At 46.7% G+C, this 21,153-nt stretch carries 18 protein-coding genes and 1 pseudogene; 14 read left to right on the forward strand and 5 right to left on the reverse strand.

Features of this window, described 5'->3' with window-relative positions; all coding sequences use genetic code 11:
* Positions 1-9 precede the first annotated feature (9 nt).
* From BTA31_RS12685 to BTA31_RS12730, 10 genes are all read left to right on the forward strand, one after another.
* The gene (locus BTA31_RS12685; RefSeq protein ID WP_076792107.1) at positions 10-1,314 is read left to right on the forward strand and encodes an MFS transporter; all 1,305 of its coding nucleotides are present in this window, start codon (positions 10-12) and stop codon (positions 1,312-1,314) included.
* 24 nt (positions 1,315-1,338) lie between these two features.
* Entirely contained in the window at positions 1,339-2,373 is a 1,035-nt protein-coding gene (gene iolG, locus BTA31_RS12690; RefSeq protein ID WP_076792109.1) for a bifunctional inositol 2-dehydrogenase/D-chiro-inositol 1-dehydrogenase, read from the forward strand.
* Positions 2,374-2,396: 23 nt separating this feature from the next.
* Entirely contained in the window at positions 2,397-3,263 is an 867-nt protein-coding gene (locus BTA31_RS12695; protein WP_026589371.1) for a sugar phosphate isomerase/epimerase family protein, read from the forward strand.
* A gap of 65 nt (positions 3,264-3,328) precedes the next feature.
* Positions 3,329-4,165 carry a 2-keto-myo-inositol isomerase gene (iolI, locus tag BTA31_RS12700; protein WP_076792112.1) on the forward strand — a complete coding sequence of 279 codons (837 nt, stop codon included), beginning with the start codon at positions 3,329-3,331 and terminating at the stop codon, positions 4,163-4,165.
* A gap of 21 nt (positions 4,166-4,186) precedes the next feature.
* On the forward strand, positions 4,187-5,065 hold the full coding sequence (gene fba, locus BTA31_RS12705; RefSeq protein ID WP_076792114.1) for a class II fructose-1,6-bisphosphate aldolase: 879 nt from the start codon (positions 4,187-4,189) through the stop codon (positions 5,063-5,065).
* 208 nt (positions 5,066-5,273) lie between these two features.
* Positions 5,274-6,212 (forward strand): DMT family transporter, encoded by a 939-nt coding sequence (locus tag BTA31_RS12710; protein WP_043926191.1) that lies wholly within the window; start codon positions 5,274-5,276, stop codon positions 6,210-6,212.
* Positions 6,169-7,446: an ATP-grasp domain-containing protein gene (locus tag BTA31_RS12715; protein ID WP_076792117.1), complete on the forward strand. Its 1,278-nt coding sequence runs from the start codon at positions 6,169-6,171 to the stop codon at positions 7,444-7,446. Before BTA31_RS12710 ends, BTA31_RS12715 begins: the two co-directional genes overlap by 44 nt.
* Position 7,447: 1 nt before the next feature.
* Positions 7,448-8,014 (forward strand): prephenate dehydratase domain-containing protein, encoded by a 567-nt coding sequence (locus tag BTA31_RS12720; RefSeq protein WP_076792120.1) that lies wholly within the window; start codon positions 7,448-7,450, stop codon positions 8,012-8,014.
* Positions 8,011-9,249, forward strand: coding sequence for a DUF6421 family protein (locus BTA31_RS12725; RefSeq protein WP_076792122.1), 1,239 nt, complete (start codon positions 8,011-8,013; stop codon positions 9,247-9,249). The genes BTA31_RS12720 and BTA31_RS12725 overlap by 4 nt, the downstream gene beginning before the upstream one ends.
* Complete coding sequence (locus BTA31_RS12730) at positions 9,246-10,535, forward strand: valine--pyruvate transaminase (protein WP_076792125.1); 1,290 nt, start codon at positions 9,246-9,248, stop codon at positions 10,533-10,535. Before BTA31_RS12725 ends, BTA31_RS12730 begins: the two co-directional genes overlap by 4 nt.
* A 37-nt stretch (positions 10,536-10,572) precedes the next feature.
* Here the strand turns inward: BTA31_RS12730 and BTA31_RS12735 are convergent, their stop codons facing one another.
* Genes BTA31_RS12735 through BTA31_RS12755 form a run of 5 tightly spaced genes read right to left on the reverse strand, consistent with a single transcriptional unit; the run spans position 10,573 to position 17,567 of the window.
* Complete coding sequence (locus BTA31_RS12735; protein WP_076792127.1) at positions 10,573-12,693, reverse strand: cellulose biosynthesis cyclic di-GMP-binding regulatory protein BcsB; 2,121 nt, start codon at positions 12,691-12,693, stop codon at positions 10,573-10,575.
* Between the two features lie 5 nt (positions 12,694-12,698).
* Complete coding sequence (locus BTA31_RS12740; protein WP_076792130.1) at positions 12,699-13,961, reverse strand: glycosyltransferase family 2 protein; 1,263 nt, start codon at positions 13,959-13,961, stop codon at positions 12,699-12,701.
* Positions 13,954-15,684: a DUF2334 domain-containing protein gene (locus BTA31_RS12745; protein ID WP_076792133.1), complete on the reverse strand. Its 1,731-nt coding sequence runs from the start codon at positions 15,682-15,684 to the stop codon at positions 13,954-13,956. Before BTA31_RS12745 ends, BTA31_RS12740 begins: the two co-directional genes overlap by 8 nt.
* Positions 15,674-16,525: a diguanylate cyclase domain-containing protein gene (locus tag BTA31_RS12750; RefSeq protein ID WP_076792136.1), complete on the reverse strand. Its 852-nt coding sequence runs from the start codon at positions 16,523-16,525 to the stop codon at positions 15,674-15,676. The genes BTA31_RS12745 and BTA31_RS12750 overlap by 11 nt, the downstream gene beginning before the upstream one ends.
* The gene (locus tag BTA31_RS12755; protein ID WP_043925276.1) at positions 16,506-17,567 is read right to left on the reverse strand and encodes a hypothetical protein; all 1,062 of its coding nucleotides are present in this window, start codon (positions 17,565-17,567) and stop codon (positions 16,506-16,508) included. Before BTA31_RS12755 ends, BTA31_RS12750 begins: the two co-directional genes overlap by 20 nt.
* Before the next feature lie 352 nt (positions 17,568-17,919).
* Here BTA31_RS12755 and BTA31_RS23335 point away from each other — a divergent pair.
* From BTA31_RS23335 to BTA31_RS12770, 4 genes and pseudogenes are all read left to right on the forward strand, one after another.
* Positions 17,920-17,982: pseudogene (locus BTA31_RS23335) on the forward strand (hypothetical protein); the annotation flags it as partial.
* 162 nt (positions 17,983-18,144) lie between these two features.
* The gene (locus BTA31_RS12760) at positions 18,145-19,083 is read left to right on the forward strand and encodes a sugar-binding transcriptional regulator (RefSeq protein WP_043925275.1); all 939 of its coding nucleotides are present in this window, start codon (positions 18,145-18,147) and stop codon (positions 19,081-19,083) included.
* A 125-nt stretch (positions 19,084-19,208) separates the two neighbouring features.
* Positions 19,209-19,880, forward strand: a complete 672-nt coding sequence (gene deoC / locus BTA31_RS12765; protein WP_076792139.1) for a deoxyribose-phosphate aldolase — start codon at positions 19,209-19,211, stop codon at positions 19,878-19,880.
* An 81-nt stretch (positions 19,881-19,961) separates the two neighbouring features.
* A complete protein-coding gene (locus BTA31_RS12770; RefSeq protein WP_003177771.1) occupies positions 19,962-21,143 on the forward strand; it encodes a NupC/NupG family nucleoside CNT transporter in 1,182 nt (393 codons plus the stop codon).
* The last annotated feature ends 10 nt before the right edge of the window (positions 21,144-21,153 follow it).

Below are 21,153 nucleotides of genomic sequence, written 5' to 3' on the forward strand. Positions count from 1 at the left end.
GGCTCTAAATTGAGCTATGGAAGTGCAGCAGTCTCACCATTCAATAAACGAACCGTCGCAGCAGCTTTGGCAAATTACATTGATGCAGGCTCCATTGTCGCAGGATCGGCAGGATTATCTTTATGGGTCAGTTACCTGAAGCTTTCTGATACACAGATCGGATTGCTCGGCGCATTTAGCGCCAACGCCATCTCAGCCGCAATCGGAGCGCTGCTCGGAGGCTTTTTGGCTGACAAGATTGGCCGAAAGGCTGTCTATACAAACAGTATGCTGGTGTATGCACTGGGGATTTGTTTAGTATTGTTCGGCACCAGCTTTCCCTTTTTGTTAAGCGGTTACATTATTATCGGTTTATCGGTAGGAGCTGATATTACGGCTTCCTGGACGATCATCGCAGAGAACGCACCTAAGAAAAACAGGGCGCGTCATTGCGGGGTTGCGCAAGTCGCATGGGCTGCGGGAGCGGTTGTGGTTCTGCTGCTGTCGGTCCTGCTTGGTGATTTAGGTTTATTGGGCAATAAAATCGTGTTTGGGCATTTGCTCGTTATCGCATTGATCACCTATGTTCTGCGGAAAAGGCTGCCGGAATCCGATGCCTGGCAGGATCAATCCGAATCGGCTCAAGCCGTCAGGAAGCCGAAGACGTCTTATCTCGATTTGCTTCAGCCTAAGTATTTGAAAAGCATCTTATTCTTAATGGGCGTGTACTTGGTTTGGAATCTGGCTGCAGGTGTCATGGGGTTTTTTATGCCTTACATTTATCAGCAGGTCGGCGATGTGTCAGCGACCATGGCAAACATTTTGCAGATGGGGCTGTTTATTTTCACCGGGCTTGGCGTCGCTTTTATTTTCATGCCGTTTGCAGACAAATACAGGAAGACAGTGTTTGGGATCTCCGCATTTGCGGCGGTGATCGGCTGGTCATTGTTTCTGCTTCCGGCAGAGGGCATGCCGATTCTCATCCTCTTTATCGTGATGATCGGCATAAACAATGGGGCCGGGCAACAGGCCAATTACCAATTATGGGCGAGTGAAATTTTCCCGACGGAATATCGCGCATCTGCACAAGGATTCATGTTCTTCCTCGTTCGTATCTCAATCGGGGCTTGGAGCCTTTTCGTTCCAATGATCATCTCGAATTTTGGAATTGCATTTATGGCGGCCATTCTCCTTGGATGTGTAACGGCCAGCATGCTCATCGGGCTCTTTTTTGCACCGAATACATCCGGTAAGTCGCTTGAACAAATTCAGGAAGAGCTGTACGGGACTCCTCCGGCTCAAGCTGGGCAAGTAAAAACAAGAAAAATTATCTAACTACATTTGAAGGAGTGGCTATCAATGAAACTACGCATTGGTGTTATTGGTACAGGAGCAATCGGAAAAGAGCACATCAACCGCATCACAAATAAATTAGCCGGCGGCGAAATTGTCGCGGTCACCGATGTAAACCAGGAGGCAGCTCAGCAAGTTGTAACGGACTACAGCCTGAATGCCAAGGTCTATCCGGATGACGACAGTCTGATCTCAGCCGAAAATGTAGACGCAGTCTTAGTCACAAGCTGGGGACCGGCACATGAATCAAGCGTTTTGAAAGCGATTAAAGCAAACAAATTCGTATTTTGCGAAAAGCCTCTGGCGACGACTGCGGAAGGATGCATGCGGATCGTCAATGAAGAAATCAAAGCGGACAAACGTCTCGTTCAAGTCGGCTTTATGCGCCGTTATGACAGCGGTTACGTACAGCTGAAAGAAGCGATCGACAACCGGGTCATCGGCGAGCCCCTCATGATTCACTGTGCGCACCGAAACCCGGTTGTAGGCGACAACTATACAACAGATATGGCTGTTGTCGATACACTTGTCCATGAAATCGACGCCCTGCACTGGCTGATCAATGATGACTACGAATCCGTTCAGGTCATTTATCCGAAAAAATCGAAAAACGCGCTTCCTCATTTGCGTGATCCGCAAATCGTCATCATCGAAACAAAAGGCGGAGTCGTGATCAATGCGGAAATCTATGTCAACTGCAAATACGGCTACGATATCCAGTGTGAAATCGTCGGCGAAGACGGAATCGTGAAGCTTCCTGAACCGTCAAGCATCTCTCTCAGAAAAGACGGCAAATTCTCAACAGATATCCTCATGGATTGGCAGCGCCGCTTTGTAGACGCTTACGATGTAGAAATCCAAGATTTCATTGACTCGATCCAACAGAAAGGCGAGGTCAGCGGGCCGACTGCATGGGACGGCTATATCGCCGCTGTAACGACGGACGCCTGTGTAAAAGCTCAGGAATCCGGACAGAAAGAACCTGTGGCGCTTCAAGAGAAACCGGAATTCTATCAAACGTTTACAACTGTTGAAAAATAAAAATTTCCCGAGGAGTGAAAAGTATGAAATTAGCATTGGATCCATCGATGTATCGTGATGATTTAACTTTGGAGGAAACGGTCTATAAAACGGCGGAGCTTGGCTACGAATATATCGAACTATCGCCGCGCGAAGATTTTTGTCCATTCTATAAATATCCGAAAGTCGATTCAGCTAAAATCAAACAATTAAAGCGGCTTTTAAGAGATACCGGTGTTAAGCTTTCATCGCTCCTTCCGCTTTACCACTGGGCAGGTCCTGATGAAGATCGCCGTCAGGCAGCTGTGCGCAATTGGAAAAGGGCGATCGAAATTGCGGTTGAGCTTGAAGTCGATTTGATGAACAGCGAATTCAGCGGTTCAAAATACGATCCTTTAACAAGTGAAGAAAAATTTATCAAATCTATGGATGAGCTGCTGCCAGTCTTTGAAAAAGAAGGCATTAAACTCAATCTTCAAGCCCATCCATACGATTTTATCGAAACACACAAAGGTGCGATGGATATGATCCGTGCGCTTGACAAGGATTGGATTAATCTTGTCTACTCGACTGCCCATACATTCTTCTATGATGACGGCAAAGGCGATATCGAGACAATGTTTGACGAAGCGGGCGACCGCCTCACACATGTTTTATTTGCAGATACTTATAATCATAAAGCGGCTCATGGCCTTCGCTACATCGTCAATCCGCCTGACGCAAAAGTAACGGTTCACCAGCATTTGGACATTGGTCAAGGCGAGGTCGATTTTGATACGATTTTCAGAAAGCTGAGAGAGATGAAGTTCGACGGAATTGCGACGAATGCCGTTTTTGCTTGGGTCGACGAAAGAGCTGATGAATCAAGCAGATTCATGCTTGAAAAATTGAAACAGGAACTATTAGGATAAGCCCCTGAGTTCGGCGCCCTGCCGAACTCTCTCTTCACAAAGATATGAGAGAAGGAGAATCTAATATGAAGCTATGCTTTAATGAAGCAACAACATTGGAAAATTCAAACCTTACAAAGGATCTCGAATACTGTGAGAAGCATGGATACGATTATATCGAAATCCGGACGGTGGATAAGCTGCCTGAGTATTTAAAAGACCATTCTCTATCAGAATTGGCCGAGTATTTTCAAACACATCATATTAAGCCGCTGGCCTTGAATGCCCTTGTCTTTTTCAACAACCGCGATGAAAAAGGGCACCGTGAAATCATCGAAGAATTTAAAGGCATGATGGAAACGTGCAAAACGCTTGGTGTGAAATACGTGGTCGCGGTACCGCTTGTCACCGAACAAAAAATCTTAAAAGAAGATATTAAAGCAAGTTCCGTCGAAGTGCTGACAGAGCTGTCAGACATCGCGGAGCCGTACGGCGTAAAGATCGCTGTCGAGTTTGTCGGTCACCCGGAGTGCACAGTCAACACGTTCAGCCAGGCCTATGATATCGTCATGACCGTGAACCGCGATAATGTCGGCCTTGTTTTTGACAGCTTCCACTTCCATGCAATGGGCTCAAGTCTTGAGGATTTGAAAAAGGCGGACGGTAAGAAAATCTTCATTTATCATATCGATGATACGGAAGACTTTCCAATCGGCTTCTTAAGAGATGAAGACCGTGTTTGGCCGGGACAGGGGGCCATCGACTTGGATGCCCACTTATCAACTTTGAAAGACATCGGTTTTTCGGATGTCGTATCAGTTGAATTGTTCAGACCTGAATACTATAAGCTGAGCGCGGAAGAAACGATTCGAACGGCCAAAGAAACAACAGTTGAAGTTGTTTCAAAATACTTCAAGATTTAATACGGGATAGGAGGGGTGAACGTGGCTTTCGTTTCCATGAAAGAACTTCTTCAAGAAGCAAAGGAACATCATTATGCAATCGGTCAATTTAATATTAACGGCCTTCAATGGACAAAAGCGATTCTAGAGGCAGCGGAAGAAGAACGGTCACCTGTTATCGCAGCCGCCTCAGACCGGCTCATCGATTATTTGGGCGGATTTAAGACGGTTTCCGCAATGGTTGCGGCTTTGATTGAGGAAATGTCGATCTCCGTTCCCGTCGTGCTTCACCTTGACCATGGCAAAAATCCGGAGCGCTGCAAGCAAGCGATAGACGCGGGTTTTAGCTCAGTCATGATCGACGGCTCGCATTCACCAATCGATGAAAATATCGCCATGACAAAAGAGGTCGTGTCATATGCCAGGGCCCGCAATGTTTCGGTTGAAGCAGAGGTTGGCACCGTAGGGGGCATGGAAGACGGGCTCATCGGCGGGGTGCAGTATGCCGACATCGGTGAATGCGAACGGATTGTCAAAGAAACCGGTATCGATGCTTTGGCAGCCGCACTCGGCTCTGTTCATGGAAAATATCAAGGCGAGCCTAATTTGGGATTTAAGGAAATGGAAGAAATCTCACGGGTAACGGACATTCCGCTTGTTCTTCATGGAGCTTCGGGCATCCCGGCTGATCAAATCGCAAGAACGATCCGTCTGGGCCATGCGAAAATCAACATTAATACCGAATGCATGGTGGCCTGGACTGAGAAAACGCGCAGCGCGTTTAAAGACAATCCCGATTTATATGAACCCCGCGCCTATATGACGCCAGGGATCAGTGCAGTCAAAGAAACGGTCAAATATAAAATGAGGGAATTCGGGTCATCCGGAAAAGCGGTATGCACCCAAAAGATCGAAATATAAGTTAAACTGATGTCACCTCACTCACTTATCGAAGTGAGTGTTTTTTTGTTCACAGTATTTGTAAAGATATTCTAAAGGTTCAAAAGTATGATTGACTGTAATTGATATAATAGTTATAATTTCCCTCATAATCCATTTTGATCAGAAAAGACTTTATTTTCTGAAAATAAATGACAGCAAGACAATAACAAAATCAGGTGAATGCTATATGCTGACAAACGTTTTGAAGTATCGGGTTCATATTTTATTTATCGTGTTATGTTTGATCGGCGGGACGACATGGGCTTTTCAAAAAGCCGGGTTGAGTGACAGCCTTCCATTTTGGTCCGCCGGCATGCGGTTTATGATCGCAAGCATTTTGATTGCGGCGTTTCTTTTGATACGGAGGCAGTTTGTTCTGTCAAAGGAACTGCTGGTGCTGTCGTTTTTGAACGGCATCATGTATTTTTCCGTTCCATTCGGATCTGTTTATTGGGCTTCTCTTTATTTGCCGAGCGGGTTGGTGTCTATATTAGCGGCAAGCATTTCAGTCTTTGCCTTGATGATCAACCGCCTCGTTAAGGGGACACCGGCGACGAAATTGCAAAAATGGGGGATATGCCTTGCTTTGCTCGGTATTACAATCGTGTTTGGCAATCAGCTGTTGATCAAAGTCGATGTTATTGAAATTGTCGCAATGATTGTGATTTTGTGTGCGATGTTTGGCTCGGCTTTTATTCAAATCAAAGTGCAGCAGAGAATACGTTCGCTTCCGATTTTAAGCTTTAACTCCCTTTCGATGCTGAGCGGCGGAGCGGTTTTGCTCATCAGCAGCCTCATCTTTGAAAGCGGGACAAGAACGTTTTCCGGCGTGAGCCTTTATGCGCTGCTTTATTTAGCGGTTGTCGGCTCGATATTAGGTTTTTGGATCAACATTTATCTGCTTAAAAAATGGCACATCTCAAAAGCGACTTCCCACTTGTTTATCTCCCCTGTCATTGCGCTTTATATCGGATTTCTGTTTCTGGATGAAAAACTGAATGCGAACATTTATTTAGGAACGCTGTTTGTCATATTCGGTGTGATGTTCATCAACTTAAAAAAAGAAGAGAGGATCGCGAAAATTGACGAAACGAAACAAAAACTTGGCCATCATTTGTCAAAATAAGCACTTGCCATTTATTTTTGAAGAAGCTGAGCGTTTAGGATTGAGGGTCACGTTCTTTTACCATTCAGCCGAAGATTTCCCGGGCAATCTTCCGTCTGTGGAACGCTGTGTGCCGCTGCCGTTATTTGAAGATGAGGAAGCGGCGATGGCTATCATCAAACAGACATTTGTCGAATTTCCGTTTGCCGGCATTATGACACTGTTTGAGCCGGCATTGCCTTTCACGGCAAAAGCCGCTGAAGCTTTGAATCTGCCGGGGCTCCCTTTCACAACAATGGAAAACTGCCGCAATAAAAATAAAACCCGCAGCATCCTTCAGCAAAACGGCTTGAATACGCCGGTTTTCCACGAGTTCCATACGCTCGCTGACCTGGAAGACAGGAAACTCACTTATCCATTAGTCGTCAAGCCGGTCAACGGCTTCTCAAGCCAGGGCGTCGTCCGTGTTGATGATCGAAAGGAGCTTGAGGAGGCCATCCGGAAAGTCGAGGCCGTCAACCAGAGGGACCTCAATCGATTCGTGCAGGGCAAAACGGGCATCGTAGCCGAGCAATTTATCGATGGACCGGAATTTGCGATTGAAACGCTGTCGATTCAAGGAAACGTACATGTTCTTTCGATTGGATACAAGGGGAACAGCAAAGGGCCGTTTTTTGAAGAAGGCGTCTATATTGCTCCGGCTCAATTGAAAGAAGAGACGTGCCTTGCGATTGTCAAGGAAGTGACGGGCGCCGTTTCAGCGCTGGGCATTCACCAGGGGCCGGCTCATACAGAGCTGAGGCTGGACAAGGATGGAACACCTTATGTTATCGAGGTGGGCGCCAGAATCGGCGGTTCAGGGGTTTCCCATTACATCGTCAAAGAGAGCACGGGCATCAACTTTATGCAGCTTGTCTTGCAAAATGCATTAAAGCCGCTGGAGAGCAGCGAGTTTAAAGACGAGATCCGGCCTGTAAGGACGGCCGGCAATTATATCATTCCTGTACAGGGCTCCGGCATTTTTGAAAAAATCGACGGCCTGGAAGAAGTCAAACAGAGGCCGGAGGTGAAGCGGGTGCTTCAATTTATCAGAAGAGGCGCCAAAATCCTCCCGTACCCGCACTTTTCCGGTTATCCAGGGTTTATATTAACAAGCCATCATTCTTATGAAGAATGTGCAGCTTTCTACCGGGAGCTGGATGATGAACTTCATATCATATATCAAAATAATCTGACGGGTACAATAGGAGGTTAAGATGATCTCGACTAAAGTGCAGGAAGAGCAAGCCGTGATGATTGTCCATACGCTCGGTCCCAAAGGCACGAACTGCGAAAAAGCCGGCCTGCTTTGGCTCAAAAACAAAGGAGTCCGCGGGGAAGTCAGGCTTTATGAAACATTGGAAGAAGCGCTGCTCCATGTTAAATCGACAGAAAATTCAGTCCTCTTAGGCTGCGCTGTTTACCCATTTTTGCATCAAATCGTATTTGAGAATCTAGCGGACTTAAAGATCATAGACAGTTTTGTGATGCCTACATACAACATGGTTTTTGCCGCAAAACAGCACATGATGGCAGCGGATATTCAAACCGTCGCTTCACACCCTGCTCCGGCTCATCTGGCAAAGCTGTTCAGCAGTCAAGTCCAATTGGTCACCAGCAATGCACAAGCGGCCCTGGCCTGCGCTTCAAACGCGGCTGACGCCTGCATCACAACGATTAAAGCGGCTGATGAACACCGTTTGAAAGTCATTAAAGATTTTGGGGAAGTGCCGATGTGCTTTACAATCCACGGGCTTAAATCAATCGAAGGAGGAAGCCGATGACGACATTGACAGGGGACATTGTAAACATGGTCCACGAGCAGATTGTACCGAACATTCATGAATTGCAGACATACCAAAATGATAAAGGACAGATTACAGAGCATCACGAAAGGGCGGAACAGCTTCTGCTGCAATTGATAGAAGACGCAGGAACCATTTATGAGGCGGTTCACTTAACGGCTGCAAAAGAGGCGTTTAAACAGGACGTTTTGGACTGGATCGGACGCGGATTAGGAGAGACGCCGTATTTTGACCGGTTATTGACGGCTTACAGGGCTCCGAATGATCAGGAGACGACCTTTTTTGCGGCGCCAATCGTGACGCCGAATGGGCCTCATGCGAAAGGCTGCTATTTTGAAGCCTTTTTAGCCGTTCGTGAAGAACCAGCTTTGATGAGGCCGATAGAAGAGGAGCTGCCTCATCCTGAAAACGGCTGTCAATCCCTCAAGCTTCTCGCCGGAACAAAGGGGTTTACGGAAGAAAAGTGCATCGTATTCTTCCCGGAAAATGTGAAAACAAAAGAGAACATCACATCACAGACATTCGCGATTTTCTATTTTAATAAGTTTTATCACATTTACCATGAAGACACACTCAGAAGAGCGAGGGCCATTTTTGAACATGCGCCTTTCAAGTCGGCTCAGCTTTCCCCTGACCGCACATATGAAGCAAGGGTGTTGTGGGGCTACCTTCACGACTATTTTCATCATTGCGGAAAAAAACCTTTTCATTTGCATATTCAGGCGAAAATGAATTTTTTCGCAGGCATTTTAGAAGAAGTCAAGGTCGATTGCCAAGCGATCCTGACCTTGTGGGAGCGGCGATATGACGGCTGGGAGGAAATTATTGAATTTGTTTTGTATGAGCGGCTGCTGCGCTATCCGAGTCAGCATAATGCAACGCGGAATTTTGATTCCGGGACAGGCTATTTTCTGTTCAGCTGGATCATTGAAAACGGCTGTTCCATTCAAAGAGGAGAAGAGAAGCCCGTGTCTCTTGATCTTTCACAATGCATGGACGATTTAAAAAAGCTTGTGGCCGAAATCGAACAGCTGGAAGAGATCGAGGATGACTCGGCATACAAAGAGGCGGCGGAACGCTATGTAAGACAATACCTGCCTACCGGACAGGAAGGCGAGCGGTTCAGCGTCCCGGAACAATATTTCATTGACGAGATCAATAAGAAAATCGAAACCGCCCGTCTTCGGTTTGAACGGGAGAGACTGGAAGCGTGAAGCCGGCATTAAGCAAAATCGGAGAAAAAATGAATGAGAAGACAGGGGTCAGGGCTGTGATGAGCGATATTCAGGAAGTCCTGGCCGGCGGAGAGCGGTCATACATTAATTTAAGTGCAGGCAATCCAATGATTTTGCCCGGCGTGTCAGCCATGTGGAAGTTGGCTCTTGCCAATCTGCTTGACGATGACAGGTTTTCTTCGGTGATCGGCCAATACGGATCGAGCTATGGAACCGATGAACTGATTACAAGTGTCGTCCGCTTCTTTTCAGAGCGGTATCGCGCTGATATTCGAAAAGAGAATGTGCTGATTACAGCCGGAAGCCAGCAGCTGTTTTTTCTGGCGATCAATTCATTTTGTGGAATGGGAAGCGGGTCTGTGATGAAAAAAGCCTTGATCCCGATGCTTCCCGACTATTCGGGATACAGCGGAGCCGCACTGGAGCGGGAGATGATTGAGGGAATTCCTCCGCTCATTTCGGCATTGGATGATCATACGTTTCGATATGAGCTCGACCGTGAGGCGTTTTTAGAGAGGATGCGGACCGATCCGTGCATCGGCGCTGTCTTGCTTTCTCGCCCGAACAATCCTTGCGGTAACATTTTGCCTGAAGAAGACGTAGCATTCATTTCAGACGCCTGCCGAGCAGCGAATGTTCCGCTTTTCATTGATTCCGCATATGCTCCGCCTTTTCCGGCGATTCATTTTATCGATATGGAACCGATTTTCAACGATCAGATCATTCACTGTATGAGCCTTTCAAAAGCAGGCCTGCCTGGGGAAAGAATCGGAATCGCCATCGGGCCGTCCCGTTATATTCGGGCAATGGAAGCTTTTCAGTCTAATGCGGCGATCCATTCTTCAAGGCTGGGGCAGTATATGGCAGCATCTGTATTGAATGACGGGCGCCTCGCTGACGTGTCGCTAAATGAAGTCAGGCCATACTACCGCAATAAATTCATGCTGCTCAAGGAAACGCTGTTATGCAAGATGCCTGAAGACATCAAATGGTATCTCCATCAAGGGGAAGGATCGCTTTTCGGGTGGCTGTGGTTTGAAGACCTGCCGGTGACTGATGCGGCACTGTATGAGTATATGAAAGCGGACGGAGTCATCATCGTTCCCGGCTCATCTTTCTTTCACCATCAATCCCGGCACATGGCGCATTCACACCAGTGTATACGAATCAGCCTAACCGCGGCGGATGAAGATATCATAAGGGGAATCGATGTTTTAGCTAAAATTGTGAAGGGTGTATATGAGAAACAAGCTGAATACTTATAAAAAAACAGGGGCTAAAAGCAAGCCCCTGTTTTATTCGTCAATCCCTTTTGCCGGCATGGGCCTTTCTTTTTCTGCGCCTTGCCGTTGTCAAAATCAAAATAACCGCTGCCGCTATGATCACGATCAGGATGACAATGTACAGCATATGCTGCGGATTGCTTTCCTTTTGATCATCCGTTTTAGTTTCAGTGGATTTTGCTGTCAGCTGTTGATGGTTTGTAAACAGCTGATGGCTGTCTGTTTCATTCACAACGGTTGCTGCGAATTCATTGCTGTTCAAAAAGTTGATCATTTCTTTTGTGACTGCTGTGCCTTGCCCTTTAAACGGTGCGAAAACAGCCATCGAGTAATTTGAATCCCACAGCGATGTTTGAGTAAACGCGACTTGTTTTGTCGTTTCATTCAGCATTTGAAAAGATGACACATCGAATGTCCCGTTTTTTGCCGTCGGAACAGCCAATTCGGCTGTTTTTTCCTTCAGCAGAGAGAATTGACCGATACTTCCGATGAAGATTACGTTTCTTCCTTTCACGTCATCCGGTTTGACTTCAGAGGATGTTTTCACTGTGAATGCCTGCCGGGCTTCACTGCCGAAGGAGCTGACCACAAGCGAAAGCTCATCAAGCTTTGACTGATCCGCGTTGTCGGGCAGGATCATCAGCGTTTTGTTGTCCTGATCTCCGGCGTAGGGAAGCGGCCACGCTTGAAAATCGGCTGAAGCTGATGTGTCGCTGACATGGTAAGACAATGCACTCTGTTTATCGATAAAAATCCATTTGTCTTCGTTCGTCGCGTAGCAAGGGTTGTTCTCTTTCAAGCCTGAAGAGGAAAATTGAATATCGATGTAACGGTTTTTTTGCAAAAGTTTCGGATCGACTTTTAAAGAAACATGGTAAAAGCCGTTTTTGTCTTCTTTTCCCAAATCGTCAAGTCCGACGGAATGCGGCTGACCATTAATCACGACCTTCAGTTCCGCCTGTTCCGCAGATAAGTCGTTTTGGCCGGCCTGCTTTTGAATCGTTTCCGATTTTTTCATCGTAAGCGAAAGCTTTGCAGGTTGATTCTTGTCTAATAGAGCCGGTGCAGGATAATAAAAATGCTCCGAAGATGTCTGCCCGGACCCGATTGTCAAATCCCCTGCCCCGAAATCCTCGAGTGTCAGCTTGCTGCCATCCCGTTTGCTATGCTGCTGAAGTTTGCCGATTGCCAGCGTGTCGCCGCTGAGCTGGGCGGCATACGTTTTGTCGGTGATGACGCTGATTTTTTCAGAAAGCACATCATCAGATGCTGCGGCTGCAAACAATACAGGCTGCTGCTTATCCTTTGCTTTGAGCATCCGTTCCGCAAGCAATAGCTTGTCTCCTTTTGCTTCGAGATTCGCTTCTTTCAACAGCTTTTTCACTTTGCCGCTCCAATGTTGTTGGACGCCGATCACAATCGTCGGCCTGTCGATCTTCGCCAGGTCAGATTCGCCCAAGATCTTCGTGCTGATGCTATTGTCAACCGTTTTCAGGTAGGCTTCTGTTTTAACGGCAGCTTCGATTTCAGCCGAACTTGGATGGTCCGGAATGACGATTGCCGTTTTTTCCACGGAGCTGCCGGACTGGGCGAATGGATAAGGATAATGTTCGAGCGCCACTCCTTTAGATTCATGCTTTTCCCCGATATTCAGACGGCTGTCCGGATAAATTTTGATCCAGTTCCCTGAGGAGTCCTGTCTGACGCAGACGCCTTCATGAACGACTCCGTAGAACTTCAGTGATAAGCTGTGAAACCCTGGAGACGACTGGCTTTTGTTTAGCGCGAACTTCAGTGTTTTCTTTCCGGCATTCCCTGCAAGCTTGACCGTTTTGACCGGCTCACCATCAATCTCGGCTGTTAAAGAAGACGGTGAAATTAAAAGGTCTGAAGCCTCGTATTCAAGTGTGAGCTGCTGATGGGCAGCGGAGGCGCCCGCAGGGATTTGATACGTCAGCTCGGCGCTGTCTTTTGCCCCGTACAAGGTCAATAGATCGTTTGTGAGCACTTGCTGTTTGGCTTGTTCCCGGCTGTTTTCCCCAAGGATTGAGCCGTCTACTGTAACGTCTTTGGCCGCCGCAGCTTGTCCCGTCGCCGTGATCAGCATGAAGCTTGCCAGACATATCATGATATATTTCAAAAAAGTCACCCGCTTTTCTTTTGATTGTATCGTTCAGTTTTGTACCATTTAACCTCTTGCTTGAACAGGCGGTGCTTGATTTCGACGAATAACGAATAAATCACGAGCACAATCCAAGCCTGCGAGTATGTAAAGTACATCAGAAAAACGATGAAAAAGTTTTGCCTGTTCATTTCTGTTTTTTCGATGCTCAGTGTAATCATGACCTCCGTCATAAATAGAAAGAAAGCCAAAATCCATAAGATGATAGACAAAAAACCGAATGAAAGATGCAGATTATAAAATAAATTGATCACAAAAAGCGCATTTGACATGATGACGCCAAAGAAAAACAAAAAATACGTAAAAAAGAAATAAAACAAATCAAAAATAATCCGTTTTCTCTTCAGTTTGAAAAACTGAGCCAAAAATTTCAGGACGACATACTGGTTGCCGCGCGCCCATCTTGTCCGTTGCTGCCACCAGACTTTCCACGTTTCCGGCTCCTGTTCCCAAGTGACGGCCGCCGGGAAGAAGCGGATGTGATAGCCGAGGTTGTAGACCCGGATTGTAAGCTCGGTATCTTCGGCCAGCGCCTTATCATCCCAGCCGCCCAGCTCTTCAATAATGCTTCTTCTGATGGCAAAATTGGTGCCGGGGATCGTGGCGATTTTGAACCATTTCCATCTCCCGCCCTGTGCCATCCATTGGAAACAAATTGTTTCGATGTTGATAAATTTTGTGAGCAATGTTTTCGCCGCATTGATGACGCGGAATTTCCCCACCACTGCTCCGGCTTTCTGATCATTCATGAGCCCGAGGACAAGGTAATAAACAGCCATTTTTTCAGGCGTGTTGTCGGCGTCATATACACAAATGACGTCCCCGCTTGATTCGGCAAAACCGCAATTGAGCGCCGACGATTTACCTTTTCCGGCATGCGGGGGTTTGGTCACGACCATTTTAATAAAGTCGTATTGTCTGGAAAATTCGCCTACGATGTCACCCGTCCGGTCGGACGAATTGTCGTTGATGACGATAATCTCCAGCCGGTCTTTCGGATAATAGAGGTTGACCATCGCCTTCAGCGTCTGCCGAATGACGACCTCTTCGTTATGCGCCGGAATTAGTACGCTGACCTTCGGGAGATCCTTCATGTTCTCTTTCCACTTCGGAATGTTCCGTTCGAAGGTCATATAGTGGCGGAATCCGCCCTGCATCAGAAACATGTGATACAGAAGCATGACCCATATTAAGCTTAACGAGACTAAGAACAGAACATTACCCACGGCTTCTTCTCTCCTTAAAGATTCGTTTTTTTAATGTGGCTCTCAAGTAAAGGGTGTAGCTCACAAACATGACAACAAACAAGAGCACAATAAGAGAGAGAATCCAAAGCGCCTTTTCCAGCGGACTTTGCTGGTGATGATCGAAAAACGTCTCTATGGCGCTGACTTTGCTTTTGACTTGAATCGTTCCATCTCCGCTTGTGTGAATTTCTACTTTATCGGTTTTAACGGTTTGCTTTGTTTTTTTTACATCGAGCCATTGGCTGTTTGGAATGCGTTCCATTTGATCAACCAGTTCAGGGAGATATTTCATTCCAAGATAAGGATGATAAAATGCGCCGGCTACTCCGCCTTCAAAATCGATCATTTGAGAGATGCGCTCCTCGACTTTGCCGAGCGGATTTTGATCCGATTGATCGACATAGCCGATCGTCTCAGGATAGAGCGTCATCCCATGGAGCATAGCCGGATTCGTAACAAAAGGCCCGGCGCCTGACGTTTTCCATGTTGTATCGCTAAGCTGAACCTGGCCGAACAAGCTTGTGAAATACTGTGAGGCGATTTGATAGCCGTGCTCTGACATCGTATAGTGCGGCGCTTCAAACGCGAGCGGATACAGCCCTTCCGCGGCGAGATCCTCAATAGCGTTCGTCAGCTTCTGCCGCGTGTACGTTTCTTCATTTTTTCTGAACGGCTTCAAATAGTTTTGATATGCTTCTTCATTCGGAAAGTTCTGTTCCTTTTGCAAAAGGGTCGCGGGCTCTTCCGCATTTTGCGATGTGATCGGCTGATCGGCTTTGGCATCCCAAAACTCGAATCCTTCACCGGTTTCGCTGTAGCGGTATGTATGGGTATACCCGTGAACAATTACACTTCCGCCCATATCCTGCAGCTTCCTCAGTACTTTGACCAGCTTCGGTTTTTCAGACATATAGACTTTGTCGCCCGTTTCAGGATTGACATATACCGGAATCACAGAAAGGATAAAAGGAATATTTCGTTTATGCAGATAAGACCCGGCTTGGAGCAACAGTTTTTCATCCGACATCGGGCTGATATCCTCAAGCCGCAAATATAAAAGCGTGCTGTCCGCCGTTTCACCAAATGCCTGTCTGAGCTGCTTAGCGGCGAGGAGGTTGTTGTTTAGCAAATCGGTTAAACCGATGTACACGTTTCCTTTGCCGGTTTTCCATACAAAAGGGTGCGCTTTTCCGTCGTCAGCTTTGTATGTGTACAATGCTTTTCCCTTCAATCCTGATACATGGAGGACACGAACTCCGCTTTCTAAAGAGGTATCGCTTTCTTCATTTGTGCTGCGAATCTGATACACATTGTCTTTGCTTTTGAGCGAAAGACCTGAGAATTGGCCGAACTGCCCGGCATTAAAGCCGATCGCTATCACACGTTTTCGGGAGGAGCTGATCAGCTGCGCGAGCTCCTTGCTCAGCTTTCTTTTCGTTTGTCCGTAATAGATGACGCGGTCTTTTCCTGCGAGATCCGATGCTTTGACATCCGCGTCTTTTACAACGGTCACATGGGATGTAAAATGGCCGGCGATAAGGTCGAGCATTTTTACATCGGCTGATTTTTTGCCATCCAGTGTTGAATAGACGATGAGAATGCTGTGCTCCTGCTGCTTTGCCTCGGCGGTGTCCGGAACATAAAAAGCCGCAGACAGGATAAGTACAGCCGCGTATAGAAGTAATATCCGCTTACAGTTCATTCATCATCATCTCGTTTTCTAGTTCTTCTAAAAACTGCTCAGCAGTTTTTAAATTGTTTTGATATGATAAGTGGCACACGTGGAAAGTCAAGGTGACATACTTGCCGTTTTTCAGCTGGTACGTGTCCAGCTGTTTCTTCAGTTTTTCAAGGACGGCGGGCATATGTTCAGCAGGCGTGTGTGTCAGCAGGATGCCGAACCGCTCCTCGGAAGGACGGAATTTTTTATCCGTTTCCCGGACACATGATCTGATTTGACTGCTGACAAATTGAAAGAGACGATCGGTTTCTTTTTCTCCGTACAGAGATTTGAACTCTTTGAAATAATGCATTTGAAGAAGCAAAAAAACAAACGAGTTGCCGTACCGCTCCGCCCGCTTGATTTCTTCTGACAGCTCCAGTTTCATCCTCTGTTTATTATCAAAGCCTGTCACCCTGTCAATCGCAACAAAGCTTTTGATTTCGTCCTGAAGGTGTTTGACAGAGCGGTGAAGTCCGATCGCAATGTCATGAATTCTCCCTGACATAAAGGAAAACAGCAAAAGCGCCACTCCCCAGATGACGAGCATTTGCAGTCCCGTTTCAGACGAAGCGGCTCCTCCTTGGCCTGTGTGAAAAAACATCATCAAAGTTCCGAGAACAAACAGGACGATGATGGTCCCGGCCAGTGCGTAAATCGATCCTAGCCATATTCCCGCTGAGATGATGGCAAGTGTGATGCAAATGATGAGAATGGGTTCGGACTGCTGGGCAGAGACATACTGGATGAACAACGCAAGAGCTGCTGCAAGCCCCGTCATATAAGCGAACATTTTTTGTGATTCATTGAATGATATTTTCATTTAAAAGCTTCCTTTCGGCTAATAGGGGCAGCAGATTATCAAAAGAATGCGTATCATTGCCGCTCATATATCCCCCATAATACGTCTCGGACGAATCAAGAATTTCAAAATCATTCATTCGATCATACAGCGCTTTGACGACGGCTTTATCTTCGTTTTGGTTGATGAAGAATAAAATCGCCAACGCGTAGACGGATGGAGACTCGTATTGAACCGCCGGCTTCTTTGTATCGATCGAGTACCGGCCATACAGTTTTCCGCCGGTTTGAAACGTCTGTTTGAGCCAATCCGCTAATACAACGGCTTTTTGATCCTTTGGCGGTAAATGCCAAGCTGTGTAAAGCTGATCAATGAGATTGACTTCATGGTCATAGGTGTATGCTTTCGTTTCTGTACTGTACGCTTTCGGGAGAAAACCGTTTTTCAAAGGAGCGCGATAAAGAATGTTGGCATTCCGCCTTTCGGTTTCCTTATCGATCACTCCGTTTTTTTTCAAGACGGATAGCACATCTGGCATGATATAGGAAAGCGTGATATCCTTTGATGCGGATTGAGAGGCGGAGTCGTAAAAGTCCGTCAATATCCCGTTGTTCATGTTGTATTTTTTTAATGCGGCACCGATGTTCAGAGCGGTTTGTTTATACTCGCTGTTTCCCCATAGAGCTGCCGCTTGATCGAGGTTCACCATGATTCTGAGATCATCGATCAGGGCGTTCACCCCGCTTGGCTGGCCATTTTGGATTTGCCATGACACCAGGTTGTTTTTCATAAGGAAGAATTCGGTCAGGTGCTGATATTGCTCATGGAAATGCTCGCCGTCTTTTTTGCTGATCAAAAACTCCATCCACAAGCCAAGCGATTCCGACAAGTAAACAGGCTGGTCAGAAAAGCTGGTTTTGATCAGCCCCTGATCGCTCATTAAATGATGGTAAACGAATTGTTCGGCAGGCTGCAGCGCTGCATCATTTTTGTCATCACCTGACTGATCTTCAGCTTTGATACAACCGACGGCCAGACTGACGGATAAAAAGCACAGGATCATACCAATCCATATATACCTCACGGGTGCTTTCACGATAGATCACCCCGAATTTTTTTAGAATGATTTTGACTTATTTATTATAAATGAAAAAATGGAGATTGCTAGATTTTTTTGATCTTTTTGGACTATCCAAAAAGAGGACGTAAGTCCAATAATAAAATGTTTTTCCATTAATAGCAGGATTTTTGTATTGCTTTTATAAGGAAAAATACTAAAAGAAATAAACGGAGGACGTGAATGGACATCCTGTGTGGGCCCAGAGCGACCAGAAAAGGGCGCGATCTTGGTGAGGTATTGATTCAGCTATAAGAAGAAGCCGTGTTTTACCTGCGGACAGGCGGATCAGGCCTTTAACGACCAGCTGAAGCGCGCTTGCTTTTTACACTCGGATGACGCCTATATGCTGAAGAACTGACAGCCGCAAAAGATGCATATATAACGGATAAAAAATATGACATGGACATATGCGGTGTCGCATGATTCGGCATACGGAACGTATTTTTGCAATTCAGCTGGATGAGAAGGAGCATGAACCTATATAATATGGGTTAAAGCGTTACTAAAGGGGAGGAACGTGATGGACAAGGAAAAACAGCAATTGAGCATTGAAGCTGCGAGGCTCTACTATCAGTCTGACTACAGCCAGCAGCAAATCGCCGAACAGCTGCAGATTTCAAGACCGACGGTATCAAGGCTGCTGCAGTTCGCCAAGGAAAAGGGGTATGTTCAAATCCGCGTCATGGACCCGTTTGAAGATATGGATGCGCTCGGTGCCATGCTTAGGGAAAAATACGGGCTTCTTGAAGCGCATGTTGTCTTTTCACCGACCGCGGATTATACGACCATCACGCATTATCTCAGCCGCTTCGGGGCCGAATACATGCACGGCGCAGTCAAGGACGGCGACATTGTCGGCGTCAGCTGGGGAACGACGATGTACCAGATCGCCCAAAATATGCAGCCCAAACAGGTGAAGGGCGCAGAGGTCGTACAACTGAAAGGCGGAATCAGCCATTCCAGCGTCAACACTTATTCGTCTGAAACGATTCAGCTGTTTGCCGAAGCTTTTCAAACGATGCCGAGGTATTTGCCGCTTCCGGTCGTGTTTGACAATCCGGAAGTCAAACAGATGGTGGAACAGGACAGGCACATTAAGCGGATCATAGAAATGGGCAAACAGGCGAACATTGCGATATTTACAGTCGGCACGGTACGCGATGAAGCCCTTCTGTTCAGGCTGGGGTATTTTCATGAAGAGGAAAAAGCTCTTCTGAAAGAACGTGGAGTCGGCGATATTTGTTCGCGCTTTTTTGATGCGGAGGGGAACATTTGCAGCGATGCTATCGATTCGCGGACGATCGGCATTGAATTGGCTGACTTGAGAGAAAAAGAACGGTCGATTCTCGTAGCGGGCGGCAGCCGGAAAAAAGCAGCTATTCATGGTGCGCTCAAAGGCAAGTATGCCAATGTGCTGATTATTGATCAGCATACGGCGAAAGAACTGCTTGATGATTGAAGTGTCCAGGAAAAACAGCCTGGATTTTACTTTATTTTCTATTGAACAAAATTTCATATGATAATTTACATTTGTTCAAAAATCGGTTATGCTGAAACTATCTTATACAAAGGAAGTGCTAGTATATGACGATTGCAAATCTCATTGATCATACAGCATTGAAACCGCATACACAAAAATCCGAGATTAAGAAATTAATAGAAGAAGCGAAAACATACCAATTCGCTTCAGTCTGCGTCAACCCGACATGGGTTGAATTTGCCGCCAAAGAGCTGAAGGGAACGGAAATCGACGTTTGCACGGTCATCGGTTTTCCGCTGGGCGCCAACACGACAGAGACAAAAGCGTTTGAAACAAAAGACGCTATCGCAAAAGGCGCGACAGAGGTGGACATGGTCATCAACATCGCCGCTTTAAAAGACGGCGACGATGACTTTGTCGAGGCGGACATCCGCGCGGTCGTTGAAGCCGCAAAAGGTAAAGCGCTTGTTAAAGTCATCATTGAAACGTGTCTGTTGACAGACGAGGAAAAAGAGCGGGCCTGCCGCTTGTCTGTTGCTGCCGGTGCCGACTTTGTCAAAACCTCAACCGGGTTCTCAACCGGCGGAGCGACAGCGGAAGATATCGCCCTCATGCGGAAAACCGTCGGACCAGACATCGGTGTCAAAGCATCCGGAGGGATTCGAACAAAAGAGGACGTTGAAACCATGATCTCAGCAGGAGCGACCCGGATCGGTGCAAGCGCAGGCGTTTCCATCGTCAGCGGAGCAGAAGGAAAAAATGAAGATAACTACTAAGATCCAGTGCGGCGGGAAGCGGAAGCTTCCTGCGCACAGACACAAAAATGTAAGCGAATACATCACCAGGAGGATCAAAACATGAAATATCTCATCGGGCTCATTGGTTTATTTGTCGTCTTAGGGCTTGCATGGCTGGTCAGCAGCGGAAAGAAAAGAGTGAAGTACCGTCCGGTAATCGTCATGATCGTGCTGCAATTCGCATTGGGATATATATTGCTGAACACGGGTGTCGGAAACTATCTTGTCGGCGGTTTTGCCAAAGGCTTCGGCTATTTGCTTGAATATGCCGCAGAAGGTGTGAATTTTGTCTTTGGCGGACTGGTGAATGTGAATGAATCCACATTCTTCATCAGCGTGCTTCTCCCGATTGTTTTTATTTCTGCTTTAATCGGTATTCTGCAATATTGGAGAATCCTTCCGTTTATTATAAAATATATTGGTCTTGCGCTCAGCAAAATCAACGGAATGGGCAAACTGGAGTCATACAATGCCGTTGCCTCGGCGATACTGGGGCAATCTGAAGTATTCATTTCGTTAAAAAAGCAGCTGGGCCTGCTGCCTAAGCACAGACTTTATACGCTGTGCGCTTCGGCGATGTCAACCGTCTCGATGTCTATCGTCGGCGCCTATATGACGATGCTGAAGCCCGAATACGTTGTCACCGCGCTCGTCTTGAACTTATTCGGCGGATTTATTATCGCATCGATTATCAATCCTTATGAAGTCGATCGAGAACATGATATGGTAGAGGTACAGGAAGAGGAAAAACAATCCTTCTTTGAAATGCTGGGCGAATATATTATGGACGGCTTTAAAGTCGCCGTCGTCGTGGCCGCCATGCTGATCGGATTTGTCGCGATCATTGCAATGATTAACGGCATTTTCAGCGCCGCATTAGGGATATCATTCCAGGAACTGCTCGGATTTATTTTTGCGCCGTTTGCCTTCCTGATGGGTATCCCATGGCATGAAGCGGTGAATGCTGGAAGTATCATGGCAACCAAAATGGTCTCAAATGAATTTGTCGCGATGCAGTCTCTCGCACAAGGCAGCTTCCATTTCAGCGGCCGCACCGAAGCGATTGTTTCCGTCTTCCTCGTCTCATTTGCCAATTTCTCATCGATCGGTATTATCGCCGGTGCGGTTAAAGGACTGAATGAGAAACAAGGAAACGTCGTCGCACGCTTCGGCTTGAAATTGCTGTACGGTGCAACGCTCGTCAGTTTCCTGACAGCGACCGTTGTAGGATTGATCTATTGATAAACATTGA

It is taken from the genome of Bacillus haynesii (assembly GCF_001969855.1).
Taxonomy (GTDB): domain Bacteria; phylum Bacillota; class Bacilli; order Bacillales; family Bacillaceae; genus Bacillus; species Bacillus haynesii.

Bases quoted from the DNA above. Each gene is read 5' to 3' on its own strand.
- iolG (WP_076792109.1), top strand. From the start codon at position 1,339: ATGAAACTACGCATTGGTGTTATTGGTACAGGAGCAATCGGAAAAGAG.
- BTA31_RS12695 (WP_026589371.1), top strand. From the start codon at position 2,397: ATGAAATTAGCATTGGATCCATCGATGTATCGTGATGATTTAACTTTG.
- iolI (WP_076792112.1), top strand. From the start codon at position 3,329: ATGAAGCTATGCTTTAATGAAGCAACAACATTGGAAAATTCAAACCTT.
- BTA31_RS12710 (WP_043926191.1), top strand. From the start codon at position 5,274: ATGCTGACAAACGTTTTGAAGTATCGGGTTCATATTTTATTTATCGTG.
- BTA31_RS12720 (WP_076792120.1), top strand. From the start codon at position 7,448: ATGATCTCGACTAAAGTGCAGGAAGAGCAAGCCGTGATGATTGTCCAT.
- BTA31_RS12725 (WP_076792122.1), top strand. From the start codon at position 8,011: ATGACGACATTGACAGGGGACATTGTAAACATGGTCCACGAGCAGATT.
- BTA31_RS12745 (WP_076792133.1), bottom strand. From the start codon at position 15,684: ATGAACTGTAAGCGGATATTACTTCTATACGCGGCTGTACTTATCCTG.
- BTA31_RS12750 (WP_076792136.1), bottom strand. From the start codon at position 16,525: ATGAAAATATCATTCAATGAATCACAAAAAATGTTCGCTTATATGACG.
- BTA31_RS12755 (WP_043925276.1), bottom strand. From the start codon at position 17,567: ATGATCCTGTGCTTTTTATCCGTCAGTCTGGCCGTCGGTTGTATCAAA.
- BTA31_RS12760 (WP_043925275.1), top strand. From the start codon at position 18,145: ATGGACAAGGAAAAACAGCAATTGAGCATTGAAGCTGCGAGGCTCTAC.
- deoC (WP_076792139.1), top strand. From the start codon at position 19,209: ATGACGATTGCAAATCTCATTGATCATACAGCATTGAAACCGCATACA.
- BTA31_RS12770 (WP_003177771.1), top strand. From the start codon at position 19,962: ATGAAATATCTCATCGGGCTCATTGGTTTATTTGTCGTCTTAGGGCTT.